Source organism: Acinetobacter sp. YH01019 (assembly GCF_013420285.1).
In the GTDB taxonomy this organism is placed as follows: Bacteria; Pseudomonadota; Gammaproteobacteria; order Pseudomonadales; family Moraxellaceae; genus Acinetobacter; species Acinetobacter gandensis.
Map to the genome: position 1 here is coordinate 1 of NZ_VOYM01000012.1, position 12,223 is coordinate 12,223.

General features: G+C 36.4%; 13 protein-coding genes. 5 read left to right on the forward strand and 8 right to left on the reverse strand.

Features of this window, described 5'->3' with window-relative positions:
* Positions 1-178: 178 nt before the first annotated feature.
* The 6 genes from FTT84_RS18010 to FTT84_RS18015 all read right to left on the reverse strand — a co-directional run bounded on the left by FTT84_RS18010 (position 179) and on the right by FTT84_RS18015 (position 5,842).
* Entirely contained in the window at positions 179-841 is a 663-nt protein-coding gene (locus FTT84_RS18010; protein WP_227553516.1) for a hypothetical protein, read from the reverse strand.
* A 20-nt stretch (positions 842-861) separates the two neighbouring features.
* Positions 862-1,239 (reverse strand): hypothetical protein, encoded by a 378-nt coding sequence (locus FTT84_RS04745; protein ID WP_005006227.1) that lies wholly within the window; start codon positions 1,237-1,239, stop codon positions 862-864.
* Between the two features lie 75 nt (positions 1,240-1,314).
* Positions 1,315-2,247, reverse strand: coding sequence for a tyrosine-type recombinase/integrase (locus tag FTT84_RS04750; RefSeq protein WP_114190198.1), 933 nt, complete (start codon positions 2,245-2,247; stop codon positions 1,315-1,317).
* Positions 2,248-2,273: 26 nt separating this feature from the next.
* Positions 2,274-2,777, reverse strand: a complete 504-nt coding sequence (locus FTT84_RS04755; protein ID WP_228160833.1) for a hypothetical protein — start codon at positions 2,775-2,777, stop codon at positions 2,274-2,276.
* A gap of 183 nt (positions 2,778-2,960) precedes the next feature.
* Complete coding sequence (locus tag FTT84_RS04760; RefSeq protein WP_042893442.1) at positions 2,961-3,806, reverse strand: hypothetical protein; 846 nt, start codon at positions 3,804-3,806, stop codon at positions 2,961-2,963.
* Between the two features lie 119 nt (positions 3,807-3,925).
* Positions 3,926-5,842 carry a hypothetical protein gene (locus FTT84_RS18015; RefSeq protein ID WP_257221219.1) on the reverse strand — a complete coding sequence of 639 codons (1,917 nt, stop codon included), beginning with the start codon at positions 5,840-5,842 and terminating at the stop codon, positions 3,926-3,928.
* 111 nt (positions 5,843-5,953) lie between these two features.
* Here FTT84_RS18015 and FTT84_RS04770 point away from each other — a divergent pair, with 111 nt between their 5' ends.
* Entirely contained in the window at positions 5,954-6,991 is a 1,038-nt protein-coding gene (locus FTT84_RS04770; protein ID WP_038350020.1) for a hypothetical protein, read from the forward strand.
* Between the two features lie 263 nt (positions 6,992-7,254).
* Here the strand turns inward: FTT84_RS04770 and FTT84_RS04775 are convergent, their stop codons facing one another.
* Complete coding sequence (locus FTT84_RS04775) at positions 7,255-7,944, reverse strand: hypothetical protein (protein WP_148728180.1); 690 nt, start codon at positions 7,942-7,944, stop codon at positions 7,255-7,257.
* Between the two features lie 218 nt (positions 7,945-8,162).
* On the opposite strand from FTT84_RS04775, the gene FTT84_RS04780 reads away from it, so the two are divergent.
* From FTT84_RS04780 to FTT84_RS04795, 4 genes are all read left to right on the forward strand, one after another.
* Positions 8,163-8,681 carry a DUF2726 domain-containing protein gene (locus tag FTT84_RS04780; RefSeq protein WP_125274761.1) on the forward strand — a complete coding sequence of 173 codons (519 nt, stop codon included), beginning with the start codon at positions 8,163-8,165 and terminating at the stop codon, positions 8,679-8,681.
* Between the two features lie 111 nt (positions 8,682-8,792).
* Entirely contained in the window at positions 8,793-9,254 is a 462-nt protein-coding gene (locus FTT84_RS04785) for an H-NS histone family protein (RefSeq protein ID WP_038350047.1), read from the forward strand.
* Positions 9,255-9,496: 242 nt separating this feature from the next.
* The gene (locus tag FTT84_RS04790) at positions 9,497-9,826 is read left to right on the forward strand and encodes a hypothetical protein (RefSeq protein ID WP_005006208.1); all 330 of its coding nucleotides are present in this window, start codon (positions 9,497-9,499) and stop codon (positions 9,824-9,826) included.
* A 201-nt stretch (positions 9,827-10,027) separates the two neighbouring features.
* Positions 10,028-11,836, forward strand: a complete 1,809-nt coding sequence (locus FTT84_RS04795; RefSeq protein ID WP_148728179.1) for a zinc ribbon domain-containing protein — start codon at positions 10,028-10,030, stop codon at positions 11,834-11,836.
* Positions 11,837-11,915: 79 nt separating this feature from the next.
* Here the strand turns inward: FTT84_RS04795 and FTT84_RS04800 are convergent, their stop codons facing one another.
* Positions 11,916-12,149: a hypothetical protein gene (locus FTT84_RS04800; RefSeq protein ID WP_005028471.1), complete on the reverse strand. Its 234-nt coding sequence runs from the start codon at positions 12,147-12,149 to the stop codon at positions 11,916-11,918.
* Between the last annotated feature and the right edge of the window lie 74 nt (positions 12,150-12,223).

Below are 12,223 nucleotides of genomic sequence, written 5' to 3' on the forward strand. Positions count from 1 at the left end.
AAAATCATTTGAATGATTTCTTCTTGGTCTACGTGCCATAAAATACTCCATATATTGATGTTTATAACATCATTTGAGGAGCAGAATATCACTTATAGGAGTTGTTCAAATTTACGGATCCATCTCTAAGAACGCTGATTTATGCACTACTCGTTGTTCTTCCTCATATCGTATCACTTCATGAGCCACGCAATATAGAGATATATTTCTTAGACATTGTTTCCATAAAAGTTCTGGATAGAGTTTTGTATAGGTCAGGAATGTTCTTTTCCCAAAACAACAATATTTCACCCTTCGTTTTGCATAATTTAAAATCATCGGTATTGGTGAGATCCTCTACCTGTTGAATCATCACTTCCCTTTCTTTTTCTTTGGCTTGTTTTTCTAAAACTTTTTGTTCCTTGATTTTGTCTTGTTCAGACAAAAAGTTCCTACTTTTCTCGCGTTTTTCACTGTCAGTAATGAACTTAACCAAGTGGAATAAATGTTCCATCCATTCATCCGTATGGGTTAAGCCAAGGATGCAACCATTTAGATTAAAGCCAACATTAACCAGGCCTATATCTGATGATGTTTTATTTCTGATATTCAAAATGACATCTTCATCCAGTTCATTTTCTGCAATGAATTCGTCTATATAGTGTTGGTACTCTGGAGATAGAAAACCGTCAAAGGTATATCGAACAACTTCTACCAGTAAAAAATTAACCCCGAAAAGTTCAATGTGTTTTTCAATCTCCTCAACAGGGATTTCCAACTGCATTGTAGATACGAGGCTTTCTACGTGGACCAGTGGCTTACCAATTTGCTGTAACTTTTCATAAAGCTCATTTGCATTCATGGGTTGGTTCAATCCGTTTTTTATATTTTATTCAGCACAGCCAATGTCGCATTGAGCATATCGACTGAAACCTCTAATTTTTTTGCTAAACGGGCCATGTGGCCGTCATCAAGTATTCTTAATGCCTTATGTAATGAAGTATAGTTTTTTAGCTCTGAAAACTCTTCAATTTTTTCATTGATATAGACATCATCTAAACCAGCTTCTTCAAAACACTCAATTACAGATAAGCCAACATATGAAAGTTTCTGTTTTTTAACATATGTTGATTGTTTTTGGTCTATTAAACCAAGTTTCACAGCAATTTTGTGGCTTTCACCACGCTTAGGTAGTCGATTGTTTGTGATGACCCTTGTATTGAAAAATTCTTTTTTTACTTGTTCAAAAGTCTTAGCCATTACGGGCACCATCAAAAGTTAATTATTTCGATCGTTTACGATATATCTTTAGAAGTACAAGAAGCGAATAAATTATTAATCTTGGTTCGCTCTAGCGCGTGGATGTGCATCTTTATAAGAACTAATCAACGTTTCGTGATCTACAAGAATATATACTTGTGTCGAAGATAGTGATTTATGACCTAGCATTTCCTGAACGGCGCGAATATTTTTTGTTTTGTTATACAAGTGCGATGCAAAACTATGTCTCAAAGCATGAGTACTACCAATATTTCCAGAACCATGCGCCTTTAACAGAGCTGTAATGCATGCACCTAAATGGTTTTTCGCAATATGTTTGCCAGATGGTGCAATGAATAAATATCCGCAGTCTTCTACTCCAGCTTTTGAAATCCAACGATTACGAACTAAAAGCCAAGTAGAAATAGCCTCTAGTGATTTTTTTCCTAAAAAAACAATCCGTTCATTATTTCCTTTACCCAATACCTTTAGTTGCATAGCACTGAGGTTGATATCACTTAGTTTGATGGCATGTAATTCAGAGATACGTAAACCGCCAGAATATGCAATTTCTGCAGCTGCTAGATCTCTTAATTTTTGGTTGTTGTATTTAGGATTTAATGGAGCCTTGTTATCAAGGATCTCATTCAATGTGTCCACGGCGATTGGTCGCGGTAAGGAATTATTTTTGTACTTCACCTGAATATCAGTAAAGAAGTTTTCCAGTATGTATTTTCTTCGCAAGCAATAGCTCAGAAAATTTTTGATGCCAGATAAGTTTTTATTCAGTGTTCGTGCGGAAACAGCATCCACATCTGCCCGGTGTAAGCGAAATAAAGAGATATATTCACGGTTGAGATCCAAGAGATGTTTGCCTTTAAAAAAAGGCATTTCCAACATCAAAAGTATGCACTTTTTGTATTCATTAATCGTCATGTCGGATTTGTTTTCAAGCTTCAGGCTATCAAGCCATTCTTGAATCAATTCTTCGTTCGTCATGCTATGCATGGATAGATTTTCCGACATATGAATACTTAAAGCTCTTGGATAGTTTTCTCTAGCTGAACCTGTTTGTCAGCCCCAATTAATTTTATGACAATTTGCACAATATCCATATATTCTTTTACTGAGATTTTGCCATCTGCTTTCGCAGCATCCACGGTCTTACGTAAAAATGGGTTGTCTGCATATTTTTGGAATAAAGGGAAAGCTTTAAGGTCATTCAATGCATCAGCATTAATTGAGTCATTTGAATGTTTAATGATGCAATTTTTCACCTGATTTTCAGGTGTTTTGATGTAGGTCACTTCGGGCATGAGTGGCTTAATTTTTGTCACTAATTCCACTTCATTAGAAGTTAAGCAACTATACACAATTTGCGATACTGGCTCTTTTGGACCACTAACACTCCACCCTTTCGTCACTAGAAAAAACGGTATTTTAGAATACGGATACTTAAACGTATCATCAACAAGCTTATTAAATTGATGTGCAGTTGATAGGTAGCGATCGGAAGAAAAAACATCGATATGTGACATATCATTCGGCACTTCTGAGCATCCCCGACCATGATTACAGTGGCAATTGATAGGAGAGCTTTTTTCATAGGTTCAACCTTAGTTTGATTCGTGGGAAAAGTAACTTATAACTTTTGCTTAGGCTACGGTTAATAATTGTACATAAGCAAAAAAAATAGCGGTCGAGATAGACCGCTTTATGCATTAAAAATTGAATTTTTCAGTGTTGTACGCATAGATCTTATTAATATCAATGCGTTTACCCTGCATGGTAGTGATTGCAGTTGGTTGGAATTTGATTGCAAGATCTTTAATGTCTACGTCCTTCCACTCAGGCATGGTAGACGGCAAATCAATAGTACGGCGCTCTTTGGCACGGTTAGATGGAATCCAGTGGTTTAACTTAATCATTGAATCACCCAACAATGTACCTGTTTTGCGATCGACAATGCGAATATTCCCTTCTACCGAACGAATTTTTAAACCTGAAAAGTTATCAATGCCATAGGTAAAGGTATTTTGGTTTTTGCCATAAAAACGCACGGTGAATTGGTCACGCATGTAATAGTCATAATGTGCTTTTAATGCTTGGAGCATCGTTTCACGGTCTACAACTTTTTCAACCAGGCCATTATCAGTACGGAATGACTGGAGCTTTTTAAGTACCGGCTCTACATTTAATTGTTCGTCAGATACGTTCGGATTGGTCAGCGGATTACGTTGAGGATAGAAAATATCGTTTAAGTACGCTGTATGTTGAAGCAATATATACATCGCACGTTGCTGAGTATTCATTTGCTGGTAAAGGTGAGCTGTCGCTTTATAACGCTGATTTGAATTGTTTTCAAAATAGCTATCAGACAGTTTGTATTCGCTAATCTCAGGTCTAAGACCACCAGCAACAACATTAAAGCTTTTAGATGGCGTTAAAAGTCCTACATACGCTTCCTTAAAGTTCGGTGTTGGGATAGTTTCATCCTCAAATGCGAAAGCTGTATGCGCTAATACAGTACCAAGGATACCCACCATCGCAGTTTTTAATAGTTTCATTCAGTATTCTCTATATAACTTTAAAAAGGGTTTTAAGTTTGAAACTATAATACTTTATTTTTGTGCATTTAAAAAACCACTATTTAAACTTAAAGTAAAAATAATAATATTCCTTAAACCTATTTAACGCCATTCGTTAAACTATCGCTTAATCTCATTAGTCTTTTAAAGGTCAGGTAGTTTTTTGGTAGTAGTTTAGAATTAAGCGTTAAATTTGAGCATTGATCTAAGTCAATTTGGGCATTTTGATCGATAGGAAAGAGTTGTCCTTGATATGCAAAACCAGTCAAATTTTTAGCGATCGACTCAATCAAAAATACACCGTATTTATCTTGTTCCGTGGCCACTGAATTTAAACCACCTAAGGATGTAATCAGGTTTTTAAAATATCCTGGTATTGCGTTCTTCGTGCTTAAGAATTCTATTTGATTTTCAAATGCTTCAGGTGTGAGACATAACATAAAAGCATTTTTCTTTTCTTCTGGCGTTTCAAATACCTTGCCATTGGTCCACGACAGGATATTCGGCTTGAATACATGCAGTACTTCAACCGATTTAAGAAGATCCGCTACATTTGTTTTATGTTGTTCATCTGCTTCAGGCACAAACTGATTTTTGGTATATACCGCAGTAGAAAACCATTCATAATCAATTAACTGATTATCGGCATCTAATGGTTCATACAGCAAATACACGGCGCTATCACGCTTAATGGCCAACAGTGGTGATACTGCATATTGTTCTGCAAACTGAGTGATTGCATCTAAGAGCTCACTTGATATGTTGAGTTTTTTGGCATTGAATTCATCGCAAATTAACAGTAATTCTTGAGTGAGTGTTGGTACCACGTTTAACGGTGAACCAGTCTTGTTCAGCATCTCGTTAATAGCATTCTCAATTGCCCCTTTTGTTAGGCTATTGATGAACTGCAGCTGCTCTAATGAGATCCCTTCATGATCCAAAGCCTGTATGACCAGATCAAAAGCATGACGAATTTTCTTCTCAAAATGGTTTGCGTACGATAATCCCCAAGCGTCAGAAAAAAACGAGACTGTTTGTTCTGTATAGCTGGTATTCATTAAGGTTTTGGCAAGTTGCGCGTTACCGATTAAGTCACTTTCATCTTCTAATTTTTTACGCAAGTACTTCTCAATACCTTGTTTGCGAACGTACTGGATCTTCTTCAGGTTTTGACTTGATAGCCAAGTCTTATATTGCGATACAGCATATTGAATGTTCATATCGGCATATGCAGTAATACGGCAAGGTATACCATCAAAGAACGTTGGTAGAAGCACCTGTAAGAGCTCTAAATCACAAAGAGAAGCATAGATAACGCCGTCAGCCACTTCAAGGTCTGTAATCTTCACTGAGAATGAGTGAATACCGACTCGAACCAGTATTAATTTATCGGTATTTATTAGCACCGCATCATAAGAACTTTCACTGGTGATATTGTTTGCTTTAACCCATTTTTCCCAATGGTTAACGATATGGCCAGAAAGCGCTTCACGAGTATCGAAAGGTTGATCTAGATCTGCAGTTGCACTTATGAACGTATCTAAGCTAAACGCATATCGTAAAGGCTTTAGCTCGATATATGTCTCAATCGCTGTTGTATGTTGCTGAATACCATTAGTAATGCTTTGGAGCTTCAGTGCATAGTTCAAAGCCTCAAGCTGGAGCACTTCATCATCACCGATCTGCTGAAACACCGATGTAGCATATGAAAAATTAGTTTGTTCGCCGTGAATATAACGTCTTTCTTGCCCAATCTGCAGATACAGATTTTTGGCATCAGATTGGACTAAATCTAGGTAATTTTGTGGCTGAAGATCCTGAGCAAGTTGCGTAAAAGGTATTTTAATTTTTGATACTTTAGGTGCTTTTTTGAAACCTTCAATTGATGTCGGGAATTCAATAACATCTAAAATAAAATCTAGGTTTAAAGGTTTAACATCTATGATCAAATGGTTTTTATAAAAACGTCCAATCAGGTTATTAAAAAAACAAACTTGGGTTTTATGGTTTAGCATAAATATACCTTTATGAATCTTAAAGATCATCTTATAATAGTGGTATAAGTTTTAATACTATTTATCATGTGGTATTTTTAAACAAAGATAAAACTTTTAGTGAGTTGTTTCATGACAGAATCAGTTGTACCAAATAATAGCGCTTCAGAGAACGCACAAATACCAGGTACGATCGGAACATCAGCCGTTGCAGAACACAAGGGCGATAGTTTTAACGGCACAAGCATCATCACGATTGGTCGAGTTGACTTAAGTAGTTCTATTGAGCCTCTATTTGTACCAGTCTCAACATTGTGGTCCATCACACCGGGTAATTATCCTTTAAGCGCAGAAAATATTAAAAACTGCACGGCAGTACGATTTGAGGGTGAAGAACTACTTACCCAAAACTTCGCATTAGGCTCAATTGTGGTTTATAAAATCAATGGTGTTTTAGGGAACCATGTAATTGTGGTCAGTGAGGATCGAGACGGCGGTAACGATAACCGTGCGATTTACTGCAATAGCTTCAATACAACATGTAATATCTTATCTCAGTACGGTATTGCCTTCGCTGAGCTATATCGCCGCAAAGTATTAGAGCTTGATCAAGTCCTCTATACCAACCTCAATAGATCCCTTTTACAAACTCTCTATGTAGAAAATGAAACTGACGTTATTGATTTAGAGTGGAATACAAAGCACCACCCTACTCTATACGTTCATGCGTCAAACTTAGTTGCATCTGAAGAGCACGGTTTTGTGAAATATGATGGTCGTATGGCTGGTATTGGTACCTTTTCTACAAAATGTCTAACTGCAGACCGTAACGGCAACTTAATTAAACCAGAGCTAGCCTTCCTCAATAACATTATTGAAATTAATGTTACTGAAAAAGATGCGTTAGAGTTCTTGAATTGCTCTATTACGAATAACCGCTTCTTTTCGCGTATGGTTGATCAACTCAAAAGTGCTGGTCGTAAAGAATATGACTTCATCACGAACAACATTGATTTCTTCGCCGTACATGTGAAGCTTAACCTTGAAGAAGATCGTCCTAAAATTACGCGAATGGTTTTAGCACCAGATTTACCAATTCTGGAAAACTATTTGTATAAGCAATACGATCCAACCTACCTTGGTGAAGCCGTTGACGACTTAATTCAGTAATACAGATCTAAAAAAGCTAAAAGCCTACAATGTAGGCTTTTTTAATGCAAAAAGGAAAAGGCTTAATAATTACGGAATCCCAACCTGAATAACATCTATCTAAAAGTCAAAGAACGTAGGTCGGCAATTTTAATTTGAAACTTTCCTTTATGATTGGATAAAACACCAGTACCACAAACAGTAATTTTTTTCCCTACATAACCTGATATTTGAAATGACTTTCCTTTTCAGCTACTCGAAAATATTCCTTACTTGTTTAGTGATTAAGGCGCTTTAAAATTCAATTGGATTTTATAAGTGTTCAAGACATCTGCTATAACAGTACCTTCAGGGATCTCAATCTTATCCCCTACTTTGTATGTGTTCACAAATTGCCAAAACACCGCTTTTTCTTGTGGATCTAAACGAGAAAGGATGTATAGATAAGCAGATTCAAGCTGTTGTTGGCTTGCATAGCTATCTACTGATCCTACTGGCGTAGTTGCGAAGTTATAGTTCAATTCATCAAGAAGAGCTTCATATACAGTCGTACTTGCATACTTGCTGTATTTACCCTTGTTTTCAGGAACCGTATAGCCGTGGTTGTAATTGATCATACGAGCAACGTAACTGGCCAATAGTTCCGAGTTTTTAGGGTTTTGCTGTAAATAGTCTTCCAGCTTGGATTTATCAGCTTCGTGCGCCGTTAAAACCACTTCCCCGTTATTAATAACATTCAAGTTAAGTTTAATGCTCTTAATTTTACGAGGCGGTTGTTCAAATTCCGCACCATTAAAGCGATGTTTAACATTGATATAATATTGTTCAATTGCATTCGCTTTAACTAAGGGAATTGGTGAAGATGATACAATTGGAGTTTGTGAGACTTTAACGGTTGTGTTGTTGGCATAGAGGTGTGCTGATAGCGAGATTGTACCAATCAGTAAAGCTAAAGTACGTTTATTAAATACCATTTTAAACTTTTCCAGTGAAATAGTCGGTGTTATTTGTGAGAACCAGTTTTACTTTTAAAACTGCTTCTAAGCTGTCTTTACAAGATTATACTATTTTTAACATTGCATCACTAATAGTCCTTAAACATTTTTAGTTAATTCGTATCAATCACCGTTAAAACTATCTAATATGTTTAAGAAGTTTAAGCACCCTTTAAAATTTGTTGTGTATTAGGTTTATGGAAACGATTTTAAATTCCTTTTTGTTAAAGTCTATAATTTATTCATTATTGTTTTATATAGTGTATAAGTTCGTTTTTGCTTTATGTGGCGTATTTCGCAAACCTAAAACTAAAGCCAAAAAGAATTCAAAAAAAGGCTATCGTAAGCCTCAAAAGAATCAGGAGCTTGTATCTAAAAAAGTCCTTACAAAAGACGAGATTACAATGCTTGATGCACTAGAACAGGTCATTCCATCACGCAACATTTTGGTGCAAGTAAGCATGAGTGCTTTTATGACCACGCAAAACATAAGTACCCGAAATCAGTTTTCTAGGCTTTACGTGGACTATTTGATTGTTGATGAAGACTACAATCCTATATTATCTATTGAGCTTGATGGGCATTATCATAAATATACCCAGGATAAAGATAAAAGGCGTGACGAGCTTTTGAAGAGTGCTGGCATTCCTGTCATTAGGTTTAAGGAAATTCCAGACATAAAAGTTATAAGAAAAACCATTTCAAGGTATATTTAGGTATAAATACGATTAACTCTAATTGATTTTAATAATGTAAATGTGTAAAAATGGTTTTGTCGTAAGAGATATTTTGAATTAATTTTCAAATATATTTCTAAAGGTTTAATCATGAACAACTTAACTCGCAATACTGGAACTAATGACATGTTAAATGTATCAAAACCAGAAAATGTTGCTCAAATGTCACCTGTTGAACTTCAGAATTATATTGAAGAACTTCAACAACAACTAGTCGTTAAAGAAAATAAAGCTTTTCACGATGCTGTTAGTGCCATTAATGCAATCATTTCAGAAAAAATTACTGCCGATGGTGTTGTGGACATCCATACACTTAGTGAATATCTAAAAAACAACCACATTGATACCACAAAAGTTGAGCCTGTAAGACGTCAAAAACGTAAGCTTACGCATGAATGGGTTCACCGTGAAAACAACAGCTTACGTTGGGCTGGTCGCGGTCAAGTAATTAAATGGTTACGTGAAGAAATGATTGAAAAGGGTTTAGATCCTTCAGATAAAGAAGCTGTACGTAGTTATTGCGAACAAAATCTAGACCTTAAAGAGATTTAATCTTTAAAACTAGTGAAACCACCGTAAAAGGTGGTTTTTTTTTGCCATTATATAGTGTCGTTAAGCGATACCCTATTCTATTAGCTTTCAGCCGATAACAAGAAAATTTGCAATTGGTATATACTTAAACCGTTTTTATAAAGGTCACGTTATACAACGGACTAGTTTTAGTTAAATTTTGGTATATACATTATAAGTATATGTGACTATACCTTTGCTTATGTTTCGCTGGAGGCGATTAAATGTCATTCAAAACTCTATTATTAACTGGCTTATTATCTGTAGGTTTGGTTTTAGTTGGTTGTAGTAAAAAAGAAGAATCAACATCTCAATCAAAACCTATTCAACCAGATGAACAAATTGACAAAGTAGATCCATCTGCAGACCTACAAGCAGCGCGTGAAGCTTATGTCGATAATGAAAAACCTTCAAAAGTTGAGGGCCACGATTTTGATGCACATCAAAAAACTGCAGAACAAAATCCACCAAAAGAGGACGAGCAAAATGATATGTCTTCTATGCTGAACGCTGCAGCTGCAGATGCTCAAAAACAAGCAGATCAAAACAAATAACAGCACATAAGCTTGGTACATCTTTAAAGGGGATTCGTTATCCCCTTTTTTAATGCGCCTTTAAAATACTTTTTAAATTCCCTTATTAAAACTTAACTAAAACAGTGATTCATTTTAACTAAAAAAACTTTATACCCCACGACTTAGTTATAATTAACCAGTTAAAACGTAATTAGATAAATGCGTTAAGGAGTATTAAAAATGGCATATGAATATAACTCGCAAGATAAGCGGTTTGAATTCCCTAATCCCTACCGAATAGAAAACATTTTTAAAGTGATCGGTGCCATCGTTTTTATGCTGGCTGGCCTAAGCTTAATTTTCAGTGCAAAAGGTCTATTCAGTAACGGTGTATTTGTTGCACTACCACCGCTTATAGTTGGTCTAGCAATGTTCAGTTATGGCGCTCTACTGCTGACCACAGGCTTATCAAACCTAAAGTTCTACTTTGGTCGTGATCAACCAGCCGGACTTGCACAGGAGTTATCCATTCAAGAAACTGGTGCTTATCCTGGTGCAACCGATATTAAAGAGATCCTACGCCAAAGCGCTTTGATTTATGAAGAACCAAAAGGCTCAGTGAACGGGATTCTATATTCACTGTTCCCTAATCTTATTTTTTCGCCATTATTCATCCGTAACGCTGCAGAAGCTCAATTTCAAAATGCGATTGTTTTTCTGATTACCTTAGTGAGTGCTCTAATCGCGTATGTGGGTGCATCACCCAATACAGGTGCTTGGCTTGGGATTGTTTACAACGCCATTATTTTGATTGTTTTATTGCGTCCTATGGCTAATCCGAACTCAGGTGCACAAGAAATTGGTTTATCTAAAGTCATTGGTTTGGTTTTAGTCGCCATTCTTGGACCTGTATTGGTTCCTATCCTTACCCAACATGCAGTTGCACCTATTTGGTTGCCAAGCATGGATAAAGCAATTTTTACGTTAATTGCAGCGCTGATTGCGATTGCGATATTCTTCTTGGCCGTGATTGCTCAAATGGTAAAACAGCCACCACAAGCCAGTGCTGGAGTCGTTCAGGATAGTTTGAGTATGAATTGCCAACCAATGCAATTGTTTGATGAACTTGAACGCCATCTACAAAAGAATTGGGAAAGTGCTATTCCTAACAGAATCTATTCACGCCAGTTGCCAGTTATCAACTCTCGCAGTAAAAACGGTGCTTTTGAGGGTGAGATCTTAGAAGAAACTCAACCAGTGCCAATCAATACCCTTCGTGATATGACATTGAGCTCATGCTTCAAAGAAGAAAAGTATCGCTGGTTAGCCATCCTCAATAGTTTTGGATTGTTAAGTTTTATTGCTTCAGTCGTATTAATGACTATTTTTGCCAAAGGTCTATATAACGGAAGCTATCTGGATTTTAGCGACTTCACTTATGGTTTCTTTGGTGTATCGATGTGGATCTTAGGGAAGTTTTGTTTTGAGCACGGTAATTACCTATGGAGCCGTTTTGACTTTGTATCAAAACTAATATGGGTTGAGGCTAAAGGTAGCTATCAATTGTCTCAAATGAACTTTGGCCGTTACCTTGACGACAGCGTGAAATCACAAAAAGAAGTCATCAATGTTGAAACCATGACGTTACGTGTCTGGTACGCTGAAATTAGCACAACGACCTTCGGTAAATATCAAAACCGTGCGATCTTGAGCATGACTGCTTGTACTGATGATGCTGTTGTACTGAAAGAGCATTTAGCCGACTTTGCCAAAAGCCAAAGCATTGTGGTTGCCCCAACGTCTGAAGTAGATATTAACCGCATGTCATCTATGAACCAGATGAATAGCGCAATCAATAAAAACTCACCAAGAACACATGGTACACATCTTGGATTGATGAATAACCCTGAAACACACAGTCAGGATCTATCAGATCAAGTACCAGTGATCATCAAACCGAAAAAGAATATGTTTTGTGTGAAATGTGGTGAACCACTTCAGGACAATATGCTGTTTTGCCCTCAGTGTGGTACCAAAATAGAAAGTTAATCGTTAAAGAAAATAAAGGAATGGATTACGAATGTGGTCCATTTTTTTTGACATCAAAAAAATAATTAGAGTTCTAAAATTAAGAGTTTAATTGAGCGTTGACATATTCTTCGACAGAAAATCCCTTTACGCCAGTTTCTATAAGTGCATGCACAAAGTCTGAGAACGTCACTGGAATGTACCCTACTTTGAATAGTGCCTCATTCAACTCTTTGTACTTCAGAAAAACTTCTTCTTTATGTTTTTTCTTCAGCTTAAACGTGGACGGCAAATCTGCCACTTGCAGATCTTGAATTTTGGTTGGGTTGTTCATAGCGTACCCGGTTGCTTAAAAGTTGCGAATTTAAACTATTGTAATGTGAAAATTAAAAAATGCAGAATAAATCT